The sequence below is a fragment of the Priestia sp. 3CA3 genome (genome assembly GCF_056836725.1).
The window spans coordinates 202,173-219,839 of the sequence record NZ_JBXENJ010000003.1; the positions used below are offsets into that span (position 1 = coordinate 202,173).

Consider the following 17,667-nt stretch of genomic DNA (forward strand, 5'->3'; position numbering starts at 1 on the left):
AAGAACCTCAAACTGCGGGTACAATAACTACACCAGCTGCTTTTTATGTAAAAAGGCACAAAAGGTATCTATAGATTTCTGTAAGGAGTGGAGTAGAATGGAATTACAATTAGCATTAGATCTTGTTAATATTTCTCAAGCAAAAGAGGTAGTAAAAGAAGTTGAAGAACATATTGATATCGTGGAAATCGGTACACCTGTTGTAATCAATGAAGGGCTTCGCGCCGTTAAAGAAATTAAAGAAGCATTTCCTAATTTAAAAGTATTAGCTGACCTAAAAATCATGGATGCAGCTGGTTATGAAGTACAGCAAGCTTCTCAAGCTGGAGCAGACATCATTACCATCTTAGGTGTGGCTGAAGATATGTCAATTAAAGGTGCAGTTGAAGAAGCGAAAAAACAAGGTAAAAAAATTCTAGTCGATATGATTGGTGTAAAAGATATTAAAGGACGCGCAAAAGAGCTAGACGAATTTGGCGTTGACTATATCTGCGTACACACAGGATACGATCTTCAAGCAGTTGGTCAAAACTCTTTTGAAGATTTAGTAACAATCAAAAGCGTTGTAAAAAATGCAAAAACAGCCGTTGCTGGCGGCATTAAATTAGAATCTTTACCTGAAGTAGTAAAAGCACAGCCTGATCTTGTTATCGTTGGCGGAGGCATCACGAGCCAAGATGATAAAAAATCAGTTGCTTCTCAAATGAAAGAGCTTATTACAAATTAAGGAGCTTTCTATGCAGACGAGCGAACATTTAAAAACGGTTATGAATGAGCTTTTACAAACAACAGCTCTAATCGCTGACGATGAAGCTGAACAGCTTGTAAATGGCATCATCTCATCTAAAAAAGTGTTTGTCACAGGAGCAGGCCGTTCAGGTCTTATGGGCAAGTCGTTTGCTATGCGTATGATGCATATGGGCATTGATGCTTATGTCATTGGAGAAACCGTGACGTCCACTTTCACGCAGGATGATTTATTAATCATCGGATCAGGTTCTGGCGAAACGAAGAGCTTGATTCCTATTGCTCAAAAAGCAAAAGAACTTGGAGGAAAAGTTGGAGTAGTCACGATTTCCCCCGATTCCACGCTTGGCAAGCTGGCTGACTTCATCGTGAAGCTGCCCGGCGCTCCGAAGGATCAAGAACAAAGCAGTTATCAAACCGTACAGCCTATGGCGTCACTGTTTGAACAAACGCTTCTTCTTTTTTACGATGCGCTGATTCTTCGCTTCATGGAGAAGAAAGAACTTGATACTCATACGATGTACGGAAAGCATGCAAATTTAGAGTAGAAAAAGGTCTTGCCTAGGCAAGACCTTTTTTGTTTTGGAACTTTCTATATAACCAAATATTCACTTATCAGATAACTAAATGTACTTTATCATTATTTATTTTTTCAAAAGCCCTATTCGAATTTTGCTGCATCTCCATAAAACGGCTGCTCTGCAACTTTAATCGAGTCTGTTGGACACCTTTCGTACGCTTCCATCATCTCATCTTGCTGATGCTCAGGAACTTCTTTTGTTCCTTCGTTGTTATCTAATACGGCATAAGCAAGACCTTCTGAATCATAATCATAAAGATCTGGCGCACTCCCTCCACATGCTCCGCAAGCAATACATGTTTCCTTCTCTACTATCGTAAAAGCCATAAAAAAACCTCCTTGACCTTTTCACTTTCTCTTTCAGAAAGTTACGTTCAGTATAAGGAGGTTTTTTTAAATTCGTCTTAAATTATTTACTGAGATTCCCCAATATTCTCAAACATCTCATCTACATTTGGCTTTTTCTTAATTAACCCTGACTCTTTTAACCAGTTAACATTTGATTGCCATGATTCTTTCGTTTGACTGCCGAATCCTTGTTCAGACTTCATTTTTGGAAGTAAGATATTCAAACTTTTTGTTTCCACATCTTTTTCAAGCGGGAAGTTTGATTTATCTTGATTATCTAACAAAATTTGAAGTGATTCTTTTGGATGTTTCTCCGTGTATTCATACCCTTTTGTCGCGGCACGCCAAAACGCTTTAATCGTATCAGAATCTTTTGCCCACGTTTGATCCCCTGTAACGGCCACTAGCTCGTAATAAGATGGCACGCCGTAATCTGACGGATCAATGTCAACCGTTTTGTATCCTTTTTTGTGAAGCAATGGTACTTCGTGGTTAATATACGCACCTATTACAGCATCTACTTTTTTGCTAATCAGCGATGAATTTAACTCAAACCCTACGTCTACTAGTTTTACTTTATTCGGATCTCCTCCATCACTTTTCACCATTTTCTTTAGAACAGATTCACTTAATGGTGTTCCGCTGTATCCTACTACTTTTCCTTCTAAATCTTTAGGACGCTTAATACCGCTATCTTTCAATGCCACAACCCGGTTTAGCGGAGATCTTACAATCGCTCCTACCGACTTTACCGGCACATCTTCATTTGCTCGTGCCATTGCTACATCAGGCTGATAGTAAAGGCCGAGCGTGACTTTCCCTGCAGCTGCTAAATTAAGCGAGTCTGTTGGATTAGCAGGAAATTGTACTTTTACATTCAGCCCTTCTTTTTTGAAATATCCTTTTTCTTGTGCAGCGTAAATGAAGCTGTGCACTGCATTTGGATACCAATCAAGCATAATTGTAACGTCTTTTAATTTTTTACTGTCACCAGCTTTATTTTCCTTGTCCTGACCGCAAGCAGCGAGCATCAAAACAAGCAGCAGGCTTAAGCTAATCGCAAACCATTTTTTCATTCTGTTTTCCTCCACTTTAATGAACGTTTTTCGAAACCTACTACAATAATAAAAAATAAAATACCGAGCGCGGATAAAATCACAATTGGTGCAAATACACCAGCTGCATCAAACTGTGTCATCATGCGACGACTGAAATATCCTAAGCCTGCTTGCGCACCCAACCATTCCCCAATGGCAGCACCTATTATACTAAAGGTAACCGCTACTTTGAGTCCCGAATAAAAATGAGGCAGTGCAGAAGGAATGTTCAACTTAAAGAAAATATCTTTTTTTGTTGCTCCCATCGTTAACATGAGTTCTTTTAACTCTTTGTTTGTAGAACGAAGCCCGTCAAATGTGCTAACGGTAATGGGAAAAAACGTAATTAATACGGTCACAATCACTTTGCTCCAAATGGAGTAGCCAAACCACAGCACAAATACAGGAGCAATGGCAATGGTCGGAATCATTTGTGACGCAATAATAAGCGGATAAAAAGCACGCTCAATAAGCGGACTCCAATTCATCCACACAGCCAGCAGAACCCCTAGCACAACGGATATTACAAGCCCAATTACGACAATAGATAACGTAGCTGGTAAATGCTTAAACAATAAATCCATTCGCAGCTCCCAAAGCTTCGTTAAAATACCGCTGGGCGTTGGTAAAATAAACGGATAGTTTACAATGCGTGCTCCAATTTCCCAAGCAGCCAGCAAAATGACTACTAAAATCACTGAAGCCCCGTACTTTTTCATGTGTTCACCTTCGATCTTAGCTGTTCAATTAAATAATCTTTCACATCAAGCACTCGCTGTTGATTCAGATCTTTTTGCGTTCGAGGTCTGCTAAGCGGCACTTGAATTTCTTCAAGACAACTTACTGGCTTGTCTGAAAAGATAAAAATGCGATCTGATAAAAAAAGCGCTTCATTGACGTCATGAGTGATAAATAAGATGCTATGCTTACGCTTTTGCCATTGGTCAAGCAGCCATTCCTGCATCGATAAACGTGTGATTGCATCAAGTGCACTAAAAGGCTCATCTAAAAGCAGCACGTTAGAACCGCTTAATACCGTCCGAAGAAAAGAAACGCGCTGCTTCATCCCTCCGGATAAATCACTTGGAAAACGGTTTTCATACCCTTTTAGGCCAAACTCTTCAAGCAGCTGAGACACTTGCTTATGAGCACTTGCTTTTGATACATTGTGAAGCTCAAGAGGCAGTGCTGCATTGTCTAGAATCGTACGCCACGGAAGCAGCAAATCTTGCTGCGGCATATAGCCTACTTTTCCTAGTCGCTTTTCATAAGACTTTCCGTTAATCACGATATCGCCTTCACTCTGCTGTTCAAGACCTGTAATGAGACGAAACAACGTACTTTTCCCAGAGCCGCTCGCTCCAACGATACTGACAAACTCGCCTTCTTTCACGTCTAAGTTTAATGATTTTAAAATCGCTTGATCACCGTTCTTGTACGTAAAACTGACGTTTTGAAAAGATAACACAGACCTATTCATGAATTGGCCACATCGCTTCGTTATAAGCCATATCCCAGAACATATACTCAAAACGCGTCGTATTCAAGAAAATTTCTTCAAGCTTTTCTAATTCCACTTCTGATTTATCTTCAGTAAGTGAGTCAAATAAATTGATACACCATGTCGCCAGTTCTCCAAATTCTTCTGAGCTGTACATTTCAATCCACTCACGGTAAAACTCATTGTTAGCTCCAGGCTTTTCACTAAGTTCTTTTCCTATTTCCCAGTAGCTCCACATACAAGGCAAAAGAGCGGCTACTAATTCAGCTAATGTTCCACTTTGACCAACGTGCAGCATATAGTGCGTGTATGCAAGCGTTGTAGGAGATGGCTGCGCTTTTTCTAATTCTTTTTCGCTGATTTCAAATTTCTTGGCATACTCACGGTGCAGACTCATTTCTTCGTTTAATGTAGAATCTAAAAGGGCTGCAAATTTCCCCATCGTTTGAAGATCGGTAGCTTTCATGGCTCCAATCGCAAATAATTTGGCATAATCAATTAGGTAAAGGTAATCTTGAATCATGTAGAAGCGAAACTTCTCCTTTTCAAGCGTTCCATCTCCCATCCCCTGTACGAAGGGATGATTATGATTTTGACGCCAAATAGGCTGCAGCTTTTCGTATAATCGTTCACTAAATTTCATGATGATCACTCCTTATGCGTATGCAGCCACGTATAAATGAACTGCACTATCACTTTTGTATATTGAACAAGCTGATTAATATCTAATTGTTCGTTCACAGCATGTGCATTTGCTAAATTTCCCGGACCGTAAATAGCAGCGGGAATTCCCGCATCAGCTAGCCATCCCCCGTCTGTTACGCTAGTTGACACATCAATTGGAGGCTTTTTCCCTTCCATTTGTTCATGAGTATTTGCAAGCAGCTGCACTCCTGCATGATTTTCATCAATTTCTAATGACGGAAAGATTTCTCCTCTGTCTTCAATCATTGATGTGCCTCCCCATTCAAAGGTTGGCAGATTATCTTTTAACCATGGATCTGCTTTTGCAATAGCTATAATATATTCTTCCACTTCTTTTGATACTTGGTCGTACGATTCATTAGGATAATAGTGAACGGTGATCCACAGCCTGCATTCATCTGCAATAAAAGCAGCATGTCTTCCGCCTTCGATTACTGCTGGATTAATCGTATTTGTCCCTGGCAAAAATCCTGGATAGCTCTTTGTAACAGCCCAGTGACGCTCCAATTCTTGTAGCCCTCCGATCACTTTTGCCATCTTTTCAATAGCGCTTGCGGCTAACAGCCCTCCTCCAGCATGAATCATACTTCGGCGTGTACCGTCATGATAGGTTTTACTGCTTTTTATCGTAATCCATCCCGTGATCACTCCGCCTTGACCTTGAATATGTAAATCACTTGTATCGACTACAAGCGCAAAATCAGCTGTATACCCTTTCTGACAGCATTGCAGCGTACCTGCCTCTCCTACTTCTTCTCCTACAACGGATTCAAAAATCAAGTCTCCTGGCAGCTCGATTCCTGTTTCTGTTAAAAGCTGAACTGCAAATAATGCTCCCGCCAAACCGCCTTTCATATCAGCAACTCCGCGTCCAATTATCATATTGTCTTTCACAACAGCTTCAAACGGATTGGTTTCCCAATTTTCATTTTCTTGTACCTCAGCAACATCCATATGGCCGTTAATAATCAAGCTTTGATAGTCAGCCGATTTTTGTCCTTTTAACGTTCCCACTACGATAGGGTCGTTAGAATATAAGTCCCACATATCAATGGAAAAACCGCAGTTTTTAAGAAAATCCGCTACGTACAGCTGCGCTTCATGAGAATTTCGTGCAGGAGGCGCTGGCGTTTTATACGAAACAAGCGTTGTTAATAACTGGATTAACTCTCCTTTGCGCTCCTCTACCTGTTTGACAAGCAAATCAATTGTTTCTTTCATGTATGACACCTTCCTTTACGCATAAAAAAACACTTCTTTCGCAGGAAAGAAGTGTTTTTGTTTATGTACACAAAATTATTATAACGAGTTCGTAAGGAAATCCCATACAAAACATCCATTACAATACCTCTTTCCTACGCTAGTATTACCTAGTTCAGGTTATAAGGGTTAAGACTTATCGTCTCTCTCAGCTTCGAAAGCACCCCTAGTGGTGTTGTATCTCTATGAAATTAATCTATTATCATATGTTTACCTGTAATAGTTTTATCATAGTAAAGCGTTTTATTCAATAGAAAGGTTCATGATATGGTAATGAAAATAGTTTCCTTTTTAGTAGTAAAAGAAAAAGCACACACCTTTTTCATGCAGTGTGTGCTCTTTGTTTTTGTGACATTACTAGTTAGCTATTGGCTTCTTTAAAAATACGCCATAACTAATAGCACCAATTAAAAGCAGTCCTGCTCCTAACAGGAAAACCGCCGTAAAAGTTCCCGTTGCATCTAATATAAACCCTGTTACGATAGGAGCCATTGCCGCTCCTAGAAATCCACCGAAGTTCTGAATAGCGCCGAGTGAAGCAACTTGTTCCTTTGGTGCAATATCCGCCGCTAGAGTCCAAATGACGCCTGATGGCAGCTGTGACGCGAAGTAGCCAATCGACAATAAGACAATACTTAAGGCTGCATTATCAATAAAAGGAACGGGTGCTACCGATGCTGCGGCTAAGATTGCCCCGCCTACAATTGGTATTTTTCTTGCCGTTACTGCATTAATTCCTTTTCGAATAAATCTATCTGAAATTACACCACCAAGCAACACTCCTATGATTCCTGCTAGAAACGGAATAGCAGCAATCCAGCCCGTTTGTTTTAGGCTAAAACCGCGCTCTGTTTCTAAGTAGCTAGGAAGCCAAGTTAAATAAACCCATATCGTAAACATAATTCCGAAATTCCCGATAATCATAAACCATGTGCTTTTATATTTAAACAGCTGTGACCATTTTGCTTGTGAGGTATGACTGATTTTTATTTCTTCTTTAGGGACAGCTTTCACTTTATTGGCAACATAATCCGGATCTCGGTATATCTTTAGCCAAACAAACATCACAATAAAGCCTGCTGCTCCTATAACAACAAACATTCCTCTCCAACTCATTGTTAAAAGCAGTACCGTTAGAAGTGGCGGAGCAATCGCATTAGCAATTTGAGACCCTGTATTAATAATCGAAGTAGGAAGGCCGCGCTCTTCTTTTTTAAACCATCTTTCCGTCACTTTAATTCCTGAAGTAAAAAAAGGAGACTCCGATACACCAAGAAGCATTCTCATGGCATAAAGAGCAGAATACGTGTTAGTAAATGCACTTGCTACCGTTGCCACAGACCATAGGCCTGATGCCCATGCAAACATTTTTTTCGGCCCGTATTTGTCAACCAGCCAGCCTGCTGGTAGATTTGCTAAGGCATATGGCCAGAGAAAAGCTGAAAGCAAAAGACCCATTTGTGTAGAAGACAGCCCAAACTCTTTGGCAATCGTGGTATTAGCGATGCTTAAATTAGAGCGGTCTAAATAGTTAACAACTGCTCCAATTAGCAATACAATAATAAGCCACCAGCGTATATTCGTCTTTTTTACATCTTGCTTTACAGGACCTAAATCTTTGTTAACGCTTTCATTTAATTTAGATGTAACCGCCATAGAATATCCCTCCATAACCTTAATCGTTATAGTGAATGAGCTGTTTGCTTATTATTAAACAGCCCTGTTCACTAGAAATGCATGAGTTTATTCAGAACATGAACCAATTATTAAACACTGCTCTTTGGACGAATACTATTTAGTTTATCATCTAATTCTTTGACTTCTTCTTCTGTTAAATCTATTTGAGGAGATCTCATGCCACCAACATCAATGCCTCTCAATTTTAATGCTTCTTTAAAATAAGACATGTTGCTTCCGTTTAAAAGAGCTTCACAATATTGAATAGCAACTTTTTGCATCTTTCTCGCTTTTTCTAAATCATTCGCTTTAAAGGCATTATAAGTCTCTACAAAAGGCTCGGGATAAACGCCCGATACACCGGAGACAACTCCTTCACATCCCATAGCCAGAGCTGCTAAAAATAAACGATCGGTTCCGGGAAGAACAGAAAAGTTTCCATCGTTAATATTTAAATAATCATTTACGCGTAAATAGTCAGGGTAGCTATATTTAATACCAATTACATTCTTGCATGAATCTGCCACTTTTTGAGCTACCTCTGCCGTTAAATCATTGCTTGAACACTGAGGGATATTATATAAATATACGGGAAAATCATTCGGGACACTGTTTGCTACTTTTATAAAATACGTTTCTAGTTCGTTATCGTTTGCTCCAAAGAACATAGGCGTAACTACTCCGATACCGTCGGCGCCAATTTCATAGGCATGTTTTGCAAGCTCAATTGTATCTTCTTCATTCATAGCTCCTACATGTATGAATACGGTTACACGATTAGCCGCTTGTTTCACTACTGTTTCTGCAACTTGCTTTCTTTCTTTGACAGATAGACGAAGCATCTCGCCCGTTGTACCAAGCGGATACAAGCAGTGCACTCCTTTTGAAATTAAAAACTCTGTTAAATTTACTACTTTCTCTAAATCTACTTCACCCGTTTTAGTAAACGGTGTAACCATTGCTGTTGTAACTCCGTATAAATGTTTCATTTCCTTCTCCCCTTTGTTAGTAGTGAATTACTCTATATTTAGTAAAACGTTTTAGTACAACGTTTTACTAATAAAAAATAAAAAGCTTGCTCTTATATTTTTGTAAATCGGTCTCTTTTTAAAGAGACCTCATGAATGGCATTGCTTTTTATTTGATTCTCGTTGTATTACGATGAATAATTTCCAAATCAAATATCTGTTGGTCCACATCCCCATATGGATCAGAAATTGTTTTAACTAAAAGCTCTCCTGCACAATAGGCCATTTTTTCTACCGGCAAATTGACAGTCGAAAGTTTTGGGTTAGTAAATTTAGAGAACTCTTGGTTATCAAATCCCATCACTTCACAATCAGCTGGCACAGAGATGCCGTAGTCATTAAGAGCAGAAAGAGCTCCTAATGCAACATGATCACTCAAACAAATCACAGCGGTTGGAACTTTTCCTTGTTCAATAAGTTGTTTGATGCTGTCATACCCACCTTGTTCTGTATATGAACAGTAATGGTGACAATACGTAACATCAGTCTGTTCAATTCTATCTGTTACGCCTTTTACTCCTGCTTCTAAAGCCTGTGAAGACACGTCTGGAACTAAAATACTGATATGTTGATGATTATTACGAATAAAATGATCTGCTACCGCTTGGCCCGCTTCATAATTTTTGGATTGTATAACAGAGTATATAGATGATACACGATTAAATAAAACAATCGGAACACCAGGTTTAGATCGGTGAATATAAGCCTCATCAGCTGCCGTTGTATTCGCAATAATCGCTCCGTTAAAATATGAAGATGTTTGAAGACCTTTTACAGAGGAAATACCTTCTTCATTTTGAAACGTTTCGACTAATAATTTAATAGTAGGGCCGCTTTTTAATGAAGCTATGTAGTTTTGAATACCTGTAAGAATGCGTCCCACTAACGATACGCGCGTATCAATTGGCCAAATAAGAGCAATTGTTAGCTGCGCTGATTTGTCTTGTCCCCGCAAGTTACGCGCAGACATATTGGGGATATAGCCTAATTTTTTTGAAGCTGCAATTACACGCAGTTTAGTAGCTTCAGAAATTCTGCTTGCTCCCGGTTTGTTGTTTAAAATGAGGGAGGCAGTCGTAATTGAAACATCTGCTGCTTTTGCAATATCTTTAATTGTAACCAGATGACCATCTCCATTTTTAGTTTAACGTTTTACTAAACTCAGTATAACGCTTTCATTTTAGTTTGACAATTCTTTTTTCTTCCGCTTAAATAAAAAAATGGATTCGATGATGAATCCATTTTTCCTTTTAGACATTGATAAGCTTAAGTTTTTGTCCCGGTCTCACTAATGAAAGCAGCTCATGATCTTCTTCTATTACATACCCAATCACATTCACATTAGCATTTGCAGACAAATTCCTTTTAGCTATTTGAACCTCTCCTCTGTAACGTCCGTAGCCATCATTGTCCATTGTAATTGCTCCGATTCTGCGTTCTACTGTATGAAATGGCAGCACTGGTTTTACAGATCGTGTATCAACCAAACGCAGAACGTCTCTTGATACATCCGGACGCACGCTGTACGTTCCCTGTATATGAGGTGAACGAATGCGTAGCGGAATAATGCGGTTTTCTTGATATTGAACTAAACGTTTTAATAAATTTGAACTGGCGTATGGATCTCCAATATAAACCTCCGTTACTCCGCATCCGTATAAATCTACTGCAGAGGTAAAAGGACATTTATTACGGTCTTTTTCTCTAGTAGGAAGTCCTTGATAAATAGGTCCTCTCTTTTCGCCTTCTCCAGGAATATAAGCACAAACTGGAATACGAAGTTCATTAAATAAATCTGTTTGCTGTTGAAAAAACGTTTCTTCAAGCCCTGTTTCAGGCCGCGGATAAAAATTATGCCAAGCAAGCAGCTGATGATGATGAAGGCCTGCAGATAATAGCGCTTCTATTTCTAGTTTTGACACTGTACTTGCATTAAGGGCAATATAAAACTCATCCGCAAGTAAAATCGTTTCTTCTACGCTAAAGCCATCGTCTAGTCTAATACCTGATACGCCAAGTGAAGATAGAGTCATAAGGCTTTCGATACCTAAATGAACCGGTGTATGCTTAGATACATCTGCATACACGCTTATTCCACAATCTCTAGCCACATGAAGCAATTCTTTTGCCCGTTCAGCCAAATCTCCTTTTTCCTCTGGAATGTGAAGTGAAGTGAATGCGCGTGTAACGCCGCATTCACTCGCTTCTACTAATCTTTGTTTGGCATCTCTATCGTTCAAATAAAATGAAATGCCAATCATTCAAACTCCCTCGCCATTTCATCGTTAAATCCAAAGAAATAGGTACAAATAAAGCCTGCTGCGTAAGCAATAACTAATCCAAGTAAATAAAGAAGAATTTGATGCGCATGAACTAAAAACGTAAGCGGCAAACCCGATACTCCCACTGCTACAGTTGCAATATGGAAGTGCGCCTGAAACGCTCCGCCGATTCCAGCTCCAAGACAAGCGGTTAAAAATGGACGCCCTAAAGGAAGTGTGACTCCAAAAATAAGCGGCTCTCCGATTCCCAGCAGCCCTGAAGGAAGTGCGCCTCCAATTGCTCGCTTTAAGCGTTTTTTCTTTGTTTTGATATAAATAGCAAAAGCTGCACCAACCTGACCGGCTCCGCCCATTGCTAGTATAGGAAGAAGCGGATCATCTCCAATCGAATTAATAAGCTCTAAATGGACCGGAGTAAGACCTTGATGCAGTCCTGTAATAACGAGCGGCAAAAACGTTGCCCCTAAAACAAAGCCTGCTACAACTCCTCCAACCTCTAAAACTCCTAAAAGACCTTTTGTGATTCCATCTGAAATGAAGCCGCCGATTGGCATGAATACCACATACGTAATAATTCCTGTAATTAACACCGTAACGGTTGGTGTAATAATAATATCCAGTGACTGTGGGACAAATTTACGTACTCGTTTTTCTAACACGGCCATAAAGATTGCTGCAAGCAGCACTCCTATTAAGCCCCCACGCCCCGGCAAAAGTGCTTCACCAAAAAGTTTAATATCAGCTACGGCAGGATTAATGACTAAAATGCCCGCTAAGCCTCCTAGAGCTGGCGAACCACCAAATTCTTTTGCTGCATTAATACCTACTAAAATACCCAGATAGGCAAATAAACCGCTTCCGATAACGGTTAAAAGAATAGCAATCTGTGAATCTGCCGGAAGCCACTTCGCCTGCACAGCTGCTTTTGTCACTCCGGTAATAAGTCCAGATGCTACAAGAGCAGGTATCAACGGAATAAAAATACTTGCAATTCGGCGAAGCAACAGCTTAAACGGAGTTGCATTTTTTTCTTTCAGCTCCGATTTCCGCTGTGCTGCACGATCTTCTAAGTTAATACCGCCGGATTCATCAATTAACTTTCCAAATTCTTCTGTTACTTTGTTCACTTTGCCCGGCCCAATAATGATTTGCAGCGTTTCTTCTTCCACTAATCCGAGCACGCCTTCAAGTTTTCGTATATCTGCCTTTTTAACAATTGAATCATCTTTTATAGTCACACGCAGCCGCGTCATACAATGCGTATACGCTTCAATATTAGATGCTCCCCCAAGCATCTCCAAAACAGCCTTTGCTAATTGATGATTATCTAAAGACATGTTAATCCCCCTTTGTATTTTCCTCTTAGATGGATACGCCACTGAGGAAACAGACCACAAAATCCCCTTTTTTGTAATCGTTTTCTTTTTTTATTTCTTATCTTTCAAAAACTGAATGGCATCTCTTGTTTTGTCAATATACTCAATCGTCTGGTCGTACTGCTGCGCTGCAATACTTAAAAATAAAACATCAATCACATAAAGCTGGGCTAAACGAGACGATGTTGCTGCGCTTCGAAACGGCGCTTCTTGAGAATAAGACGTATACAAACAAATATCTGCTAAAGACGAAACGGTAGACTGTCCGTACTTAGTTAAGCTAATCGTCTTTACTCCGCGATTTTTAGCTAAAGATAAGACGTTGCTTACTTCAGGAGTCTCTCCTGAAAAAGAAATACCCACAACTACATCGTCTTTACTTGCATTTGCGATGAGTGTAGCTGCTAAATGGCTATCCGCAAAAGCCGTCGCATTTTTATTAATTCGAAGAAATTTTTGCTGCGCATCTATAGCAATAATATGTGAAGCACCAATTCCGAAAAAATGAATGTTTTTTGCTCCAATCAGCGCCAAAACAGCCCGCTCTACTTCTTTATAATTCACAAGCTCAGCCGTATCACTTAGACTTTGAATGCTGTTGCTTGCCGTTTTTTTGACAATAGATTGAATTGTTTCATTTGTTTCAATATCACGGTATCCTTGTTCTGTATCTTTAGCTAAATCACCGGCTACTCTAACCTTTAATTCTTGAAAGCCGCTAACCCCGATAGATTTACACAAACGAATAACAGCAGCACTGCTCGCATTCGCTAGTCTTCCTAGTTCCCCAGCCGTACTGTTTACCACAGTATGCGGGTTGTTTAAAATATATTCAGCAATTTTCCGCTCCGAATCTGGAAGCTTAGCCACCGTGTTTTTAATCATTGTTAATCCGCCTGTTGACATCGTTTCTCTCCTTTATACGTAATGTTCAATCGCTTTTCTCACATACCCCCCCGCATTATTCAGTAACATCTTTGCGGTGTCGTAATTTTCATTTGTTTTGATCATAACCACTGCTGTTTTTACCTCATTATTTGCTTCTTCAAGCGTTTGACTTGCTCGCTCGTAAGAAACACCTGTAATTTTACAAATAATACCTATCGCTCGTTCCTTAAGCTTTTCATTACTCACATGAACATCTATCATTAAATTTTCATATGCTTTTCCTACTTTAATCATGGCCGCGGTAGAAATCATGTTGAGAATCATTTTATGAGCGCTTGCTGCTTTTAACCTTGTGGAACCTGTTAGCACTTCTGGACCTACTACTACCTCGATGCTATGATCTGCTTCTTTTCCAATAAGTGAATTACCATTGCAAGACAGCGCCACTGTTTTAGCTTTTACAGATTTTGCATATTTCAATGCACCAATCACATAAGGCGTACGTCCGCTTGCAGCAATTCCAATGACTGTGTCTCGTTCATTTAAATGTATTTTTTGTAAATCTGCTGCTCCCAATTCTTCTTTATCTTCTGCACCTTCAACTGCTTTCACAAATGCTTTTTCTCCTCCAGCCATCAGTCCCTGTACCTGATTGGGATTGGTACTGAAAGTAGGCGGGCATTCAACAGCATCCAATACTCCCAGCCGTCCGCTTGTTCCTGCTCCGACATAAATAAGCCGCCCTTCCTTTTGAAACGATTCGCTTACAAACTCAACTGCTACCTCTACGTCTGGAAGTACCTCTTGCACAGCCAGCGCCACTTTTTGATCTTCTTTATTCATTACGTTTAAAATTTCTTTTGTACTAGCCGTATCTATCTTCATGGTCTGCTCGTTTTGAGACTCTGTTGTTAATAACGTAAGCTGTTCATTCATCTTTTCGGCCCCTTTTTCATCATGTAGTGAAGTTATGGTTATTATAATTCGTTTAAAATATAATTTCAATAATTTATTTTGTTTTTTGAAATTATATTTTAAAACAACATAAAAAAAGATTTCAGGCATATAGCTGAAATCCTTTTTTATGTCTATTTATGATTGTTGAGCAAATGTTAACAGATACTCATCTTGCATTAAAACTTCGTAATCTTTTTCACCATTTCTTACGACGTGTACAGGGACTGTTTTTGCCGGAAGTAATTCAACTGGCTCACGATAGCGTTTTGCTACTCCGTCAATAAGTTCGTTTACTAACTGCTCGTTACTCAGCTCACCCGCCTGATATTTTTCTGCAAGTGGTGTCATGACTTCCGCTAATACACTTGCATCGTTAAATCCTTGAATTTCGACTTGTACGACGTACGCATCATCTTCAGCACTATACGCTGCATCTTTAATGGTATATTTTGTAGATGAAAGAGCTTTTAGAAAAGCGCTGCTTACTTCGTTTAACTGCTCATCGGTTATATTTGAGCTCAATGATGATAAAGCCCCTTTAAAATTCGTTTCAAAAAACTCTACAAACGAACTCTTTTGGAACTCCCCTTTTTCTTTTACCTGTTTCTTATCTTGCTGATTCGGATGTTTAGCAACAAATTGATCTGTATTTTGATAAACAGTGGCTTGAATTAAAGCATCCACGTATTGTCCCGCTTCCTTGGCATAGGCAGCCTGCTTTTCTTTACTTGGCGTTTCGGTGCTGCTACCATTAGAAGCAGCAGCGGCTTTTGCTTCCACTTTTGGTTTTGTTACATTGTCTAATTGGTTATATGTATACGTATACGTTTGCTTAGACTTTGAGTTTTCTGTTTTTCCGTCTACTTTAACTGAATACGACTGATTTTTTACTACTTTCTTTATTTGCTTCGTTTCTTTATCAATTGTCACAATAAGCGAAAAATCTTTTCCTTTAATTTGGTCAAGGTCTACAGCAGTATCGCTGCCTTGATTTGTTATTTTATAATAAGCTTTAGCATCACCTGCTACAATTTTTTGCTTTTTGTCTTTGTCTCCGTTAAATGTTAATACATACTCTTTGTCTTTTTCGGTGACGTCAAATTCATTTGGAAGATTTTTATCATATTTTTGGTAGTAGCGTATTGGATTTTGTTGAAGCTCCCTAGCGTTATTAATTAAAGCCTTAACGTACTTTTTTTCTTCTCCCTGTACTTTTTTGCTTTCTTCTCCAGCCACAGCTAACGTTTCATCACCGTCATGATACATCTTCAATTCTTCGCCGTTCATTTTTGTGTTAATGTAACCTGCTTTACTTTTAAAATCAAACTCTTGTACTCCGTTGACTTTGTAATTAGACGACCCTTCTTCTTTCCCATTGACTTTCACTTGAACATTTTTCACCTTTTCTTGTGCTTCTTTCACGTCACCCGTTAATTCCTCTGAAGACGGCATCCCACATGCCGAAAGCAATAGAGCGAATGATAGTGCTAAGCCGGTATTCATTATTTTTTTCATCTAAGAAACTCCTTTTTAAATATTTTTCCAAAAATAAGAATCTATGTACTTAGTAAATACACATTTTTACCATTTGTGAAACTCAACTTTACCAAATTACCATATTTACATTTAAATGGTAACCAACAAAAGAAGGAAATTGAACAATAAAAAAGCCACGAATCCGTGACTTTTTTAACAACCTTCATAACTTTTTTTGTTAGCGCTTTCATTTCAATCTCTTATAATTCCATTACTTGTCCCTATCAGTACTTCTTTACCTTGTTGATTTCGATACACTGATTTGATTTTCACTTTTTGAAAACCATCTGCTTTTTCTACTTCAGTTAATATACATTCACAGGTAACTGTATCTCCTGCAAAAACTGGACGAAGAAATTCACTCACCATTTCTCTTGCAATGTAGTTTAAGTCTCCCCCTATCTTTGTCCCAATACTAGCAGTCATAAGCCCATGTACCATTAGCCGCCCTTTTTCGTCACGTTCTATATGATGTTTGCCCCGGTCTCCAGTCATCTCCGCAAACTGCATGATTTCTTCCTCTTGAAACGTTCTTTGCCACGTAAATGTATCTCCTGCTTTACATTCCATCTTATCCCTCCCCTTAAGGTTATGACTTTACTTTTTAACTATATCACAAAAATGAATGGTAATTCATTTTTACATCAAAAAATAGCAGAATAAATATATCCTGCTATTTCTGACAAGTAGGACAGTAATAAAGCCTTCTAGAAGCAGCTTGGACTTTTAGAATAGGCGTGCCGTCAATTCGACAAGCTTCTCCTTCACGGTTAAAAACCCAGTGGCGGTATGCAGAGCGCTTTTGCCCTTTCTTTTTTAACGATTCAGCAAGCTTTACATCATTTGTAATGCCACCTGTTTTATAGGACTGTTTTACAAGAGAAATGGTTGCTTCAGCTGCCTTTTTAAGCTGTTCTTCCGTGCAGTCTATGGGACGAGCTGCAGGGTTAATTCCCGCTACAAATAGGATTTCACTGCGCAAGTAATTGCCAATCCCAGCTATAAAGCTTTGGTCTAGCAGCAGCGATGCCCACTTTCTACGATAAAATGGTTTAGAATAAAAACGGTCTAAAAGCTCACCTGCCGTTACTTCTTCACTTAAGATATCAGGACCAACCCTTGATACAAAAGGATGAGCTGGAACTTCTTCATCACGCAATACTTCAATATCAGAAGCGCTATAAAGCAGCGCTGATTTTTTTTCATTATGAATTGCAAGGCGCAGCTGTCTGTTTGTAGATGGATAATTGTAAGATGAACGAACATACCATTTTCCATAAAGCTGATTATGTGAGTAAATGGTATAGCCGTTGTCAAAACGAATAAGCATAGCTTTTCCTTTTGTATCTACTCTCTCAATACGAGCTCCTGTTAATACTTCTTCATAATGTTGCAAAGATGGAAAAGCAAACCATATCTCGCGAACAGGAAGACCGATAATCGCTTTTTCCACTTCGTCGGCTGCTCGTCTAATTTCTGGACCTTCTGGCATATAATGAAACTCCTTTCTTGCCTAACTTTCTTCATTTATTATTTAGGTTTTATTTCTGCTTTGCAAGAAAGAAGCGGCTGCGCCCTTCTTTTGCTAAAAGAACCTTTAAATTATGCATGACGTTTACTCTTATAGTAAAATGTTGATACCTTTTTTACTTTCTATAGTGTTTATCTTACTTCCTTTGACTTAT

18 protein-coding genes, 1 pseudogene and 1 riboswitch are annotated in these 17,667 nt (G+C 39.1%); of the genes and pseudogenes, 2 read left to right on the forward strand and 17 right to left on the reverse strand.

Annotated elements, in window-relative coordinates; all coding sequences use genetic code 11:
- Window positions 1–97: 97 nt before the first annotated feature.
- Together hxlA and hxlB are read left to right on the forward strand one after the other, a co-directional pair.
- Entirely contained in the window at window positions 98–727 is a 630-nt protein-coding gene (gene hxlA / locus AC1VNJ_RS10405; protein ID WP_013055599.1) for a 3-hexulose-6-phosphate synthase, read from the forward strand.
- Between the two features lie 10 nt (window positions 728–737).
- On the forward strand, window positions 738–1,295 hold the full coding sequence (hxlB, locus tag AC1VNJ_RS10410; protein WP_013055598.1) for a 6-phospho-3-hexuloisomerase: 558 nt from the start codon (window positions 738–740) through the stop codon (window positions 1,293–1,295).
- Window positions 1,296–1,408: 113 nt separating this feature from the next.
- Here the strand turns inward: hxlB and AC1VNJ_RS10415 are convergent, their stop codons facing one another.
- The 17 genes and pseudogenes from AC1VNJ_RS10415 to nei form a co-directional block, all read right to left on the reverse strand.
- Complete coding sequence (locus AC1VNJ_RS10415; RefSeq protein ID WP_482640772.1) at window positions 1,409–1,654, reverse strand: ferredoxin; 246 nt, start codon at window positions 1,652–1,654, stop codon at window positions 1,409–1,411.
- 86 nt (window positions 1,655–1,740) lie between these two features.
- Window positions 1,741–2,751 (reverse strand): ABC transporter substrate-binding protein, encoded by a 1,011-nt coding sequence (locus AC1VNJ_RS10420; RefSeq protein ID WP_033578153.1) that lies wholly within the window; start codon window positions 2,749–2,751, stop codon window positions 1,741–1,743.
- Complete coding sequence (locus AC1VNJ_RS10425; protein WP_028412155.1) at window positions 2,748–3,491, reverse strand: ABC transporter permease; 744 nt, start codon at window positions 3,489–3,491, stop codon at window positions 2,748–2,750. The genes AC1VNJ_RS10420 and AC1VNJ_RS10425 overlap by 4 nt, the downstream gene beginning before the upstream one ends.
- Window positions 3,488–4,252, reverse strand: coding sequence for an ABC transporter ATP-binding protein (locus AC1VNJ_RS10430; protein WP_028412154.1), 765 nt, complete (start codon window positions 4,250–4,252; stop codon window positions 3,488–3,490). The genes AC1VNJ_RS10425 and AC1VNJ_RS10430 overlap by 4 nt, the downstream gene beginning before the upstream one ends.
- Entirely contained in the window at window positions 4,245–4,916 is a 672-nt protein-coding gene (gene tenA, locus AC1VNJ_RS10435) for a thiaminase II (protein WP_028412153.1), read from the reverse strand. Before tenA ends, AC1VNJ_RS10430 begins: the two co-directional genes overlap by 8 nt.
- Window positions 4,917–4,921: 5 nt before the next feature.
- Window positions 4,922–6,199, reverse strand: coding sequence for an acetylornithine deacetylase (locus AC1VNJ_RS10440; RefSeq protein ID WP_034269620.1), 1,278 nt, complete (start codon window positions 6,197–6,199; stop codon window positions 4,922–4,924).
- Between the two features lie 114 nt (window positions 6,200–6,313).
- Window positions 6,314–6,416: riboswitch (TPP riboswitch) on the reverse strand.
- A 179-nt stretch (window positions 6,417–6,595) separates the two neighbouring features.
- Complete coding sequence (locus AC1VNJ_RS10445) at window positions 6,596–7,894, reverse strand: MFS transporter (RefSeq protein WP_028412151.1); 1,299 nt, start codon at window positions 7,892–7,894, stop codon at window positions 6,596–6,598.
- Between the two features lie 110 nt (window positions 7,895–8,004).
- Window positions 8,005–8,904, reverse strand: coding sequence for a dihydrodipicolinate synthase family protein (locus tag AC1VNJ_RS10450; RefSeq protein ID WP_028412150.1), 900 nt, complete (start codon window positions 8,902–8,904; stop codon window positions 8,005–8,007).
- Window positions 8,905–9,052: 148 nt separating this feature from the next.
- Window positions 9,053–9,913: a LacI family DNA-binding transcriptional regulator gene (locus tag AC1VNJ_RS10455; protein WP_028412149.1), complete on the reverse strand. Its 861-nt coding sequence runs from the start codon at window positions 9,911–9,913 to the stop codon at window positions 9,053–9,055.
- Between the two features lie 12 nt (window positions 9,914–9,925).
- Window positions 9,926–10,066 (reverse strand): annotated as a pseudogene (locus AC1VNJ_RS10460) (LacI family DNA-binding transcriptional regulator); the annotation flags it as partial.
- Between the two features lie 127 nt (window positions 10,067–10,193).
- Window positions 10,194–11,204 (reverse strand): MupG family TIM beta-alpha barrel fold protein, encoded by a 1,011-nt coding sequence (locus AC1VNJ_RS10465; RefSeq protein WP_049163020.1) that lies wholly within the window; start codon window positions 11,202–11,204, stop codon window positions 10,194–10,196.
- Window positions 11,201–12,562 (reverse strand): PTS transporter subunit EIIC, encoded by a 1,362-nt coding sequence (locus AC1VNJ_RS10470; protein ID WP_033578151.1) that lies wholly within the window; start codon window positions 12,560–12,562, stop codon window positions 11,201–11,203. The genes AC1VNJ_RS10465 and AC1VNJ_RS10470 overlap by 4 nt, the downstream gene beginning before the upstream one ends.
- Window positions 12,563–12,652: 90 nt before the next feature.
- Window positions 12,653–13,507 carry a MurR/RpiR family transcriptional regulator gene (locus AC1VNJ_RS10475; protein ID WP_033578150.1) on the reverse strand — a complete coding sequence of 285 codons (855 nt, stop codon included), beginning with the start codon at window positions 13,505–13,507 and terminating at the stop codon, window positions 12,653–12,655.
- A 12-nt stretch (window positions 13,508–13,519) separates the two neighbouring features.
- The gene (gene murQ / locus AC1VNJ_RS10480; RefSeq protein ID WP_028412145.1) at window positions 13,520–14,425 is read right to left on the reverse strand and encodes an N-acetylmuramic acid 6-phosphate etherase; all 906 of its coding nucleotides are present in this window, start codon (window positions 14,423–14,425) and stop codon (window positions 13,520–13,522) included.
- 156 nt (window positions 14,426–14,581) lie between these two features.
- A complete protein-coding gene (locus tag AC1VNJ_RS10485; RefSeq protein ID WP_482640773.1) occupies window positions 14,582–15,961 on the reverse strand; it encodes a DUF6612 family protein in 1,380 nt (459 codons plus the stop codon).
- 213 nt (window positions 15,962–16,174) lie between these two features.
- Window positions 16,175–16,552 carry an FAS1-like dehydratase domain-containing protein gene (locus tag AC1VNJ_RS10490; RefSeq protein WP_013055587.1) on the reverse strand — a complete coding sequence of 126 codons (378 nt, stop codon included), beginning with the start codon at window positions 16,550–16,552 and terminating at the stop codon, window positions 16,175–16,177.
- Window positions 16,553–16,655: 103 nt separating this feature from the next.
- A complete protein-coding gene (gene nei / locus AC1VNJ_RS10495; protein WP_028412142.1) occupies window positions 16,656–17,474 on the reverse strand; it encodes an endonuclease VIII in 819 nt (272 codons plus the stop codon).
- Window positions 17,475–17,667: the final 193 nt, after the last annotated feature.

Excerpts from the sequence above, each read along its gene's own strand:
- hxlA (WP_013055599.1), top strand. The coding sequence starts at position 98 with ATGGAATTACAATTAGCATTAGATCTTGTTAATATTTCTCAAGCAAAA.
- hxlB (WP_013055598.1), top strand. The coding sequence starts at position 738 with ATGCAGACGAGCGAACATTTAAAAACGGTTATGAATGAGCTTTTACAA.
- AC1VNJ_RS10415 (WP_482640772.1), bottom strand. The coding sequence starts at position 1,654 with ATGGCTTTTACGATAGTAGAGAAGGAAACATGTATTGCTTGCGGAGCA.
- AC1VNJ_RS10420 (WP_033578153.1), bottom strand. The coding sequence starts at position 2,751 with ATGAAAAAATGGTTTGCGATTAGCTTAAGCCTGCTGCTTGTTTTGATG.
- AC1VNJ_RS10425 (WP_028412155.1), bottom strand. The coding sequence starts at position 3,491 with ATGAAAAAGTACGGGGCTTCAGTGATTTTAGTAGTCATTTTGCTGGCT.
- AC1VNJ_RS10430 (WP_028412154.1), bottom strand. The coding sequence starts at position 4,252 with ATGAATAGGTCTGTGTTATCTTTTCAAAACGTCAGTTTTACGTACAAG.
- tenA (WP_028412153.1), bottom strand. The coding sequence starts at position 4,916 with ATGAAATTTAGTGAACGATTATACGAAAAGCTGCAGCCTATTTGGCGT.
- AC1VNJ_RS10440 (WP_034269620.1), bottom strand. The coding sequence starts at position 6,199 with ATGAAAGAAACAATTGATTTGCTTGTCAAACAGGTAGAGGAGCGCAAA.
- AC1VNJ_RS10445 (WP_028412151.1), bottom strand. The coding sequence starts at position 7,894 with ATGGCGGTTACATCTAAATTAAATGAAAGCGTTAACAAAGATTTAGGT.
- AC1VNJ_RS10450 (WP_028412150.1), bottom strand. The coding sequence starts at position 8,904 with ATGAAACATTTATACGGAGTTACAACAGCAATGGTTACACCGTTTACT.
- AC1VNJ_RS10455 (WP_028412149.1), bottom strand. The coding sequence starts at position 9,913 with ATGTCTGCGCGTAACTTGCGGGGACAAGACAAATCAGCGCAGCTAACA.
- AC1VNJ_RS10465 (WP_049163020.1), bottom strand. The coding sequence starts at position 11,204 with ATGATTGGCATTTCATTTTATTTGAACGATAGAGATGCCAAACAAAGA.
- AC1VNJ_RS10470 (WP_033578151.1), bottom strand. The coding sequence starts at position 12,562 with ATGTCTTTAGATAATCATCAATTAGCAAAGGCTGTTTTGGAGATGCTT.
- AC1VNJ_RS10475 (WP_033578150.1), bottom strand. The coding sequence starts at position 13,507 with ATGTCAACAGGCGGATTAACAATGATTAAAAACACGGTGGCTAAGCTT.
- murQ (WP_028412145.1), bottom strand. The coding sequence starts at position 14,425 with ATGAATGAACAGCTTACGTTATTAACAACAGAGTCTCAAAACGAGCAG.
- AC1VNJ_RS10485 (WP_482640773.1), bottom strand. The coding sequence starts at position 15,961 with ATGAAAAAAATAATGAATACCGGCTTAGCACTATCATTCGCTCTATTG.
- AC1VNJ_RS10490 (WP_013055587.1), bottom strand. The coding sequence starts at position 16,552 with ATGGAATGTAAAGCAGGAGATACATTTACGTGGCAAAGAACGTTTCAA.
- nei (WP_028412142.1), bottom strand. The coding sequence starts at position 17,474 with ATGCCAGAAGGTCCAGAAATTAGACGAGCAGCCGACGAAGTGGAAAAA.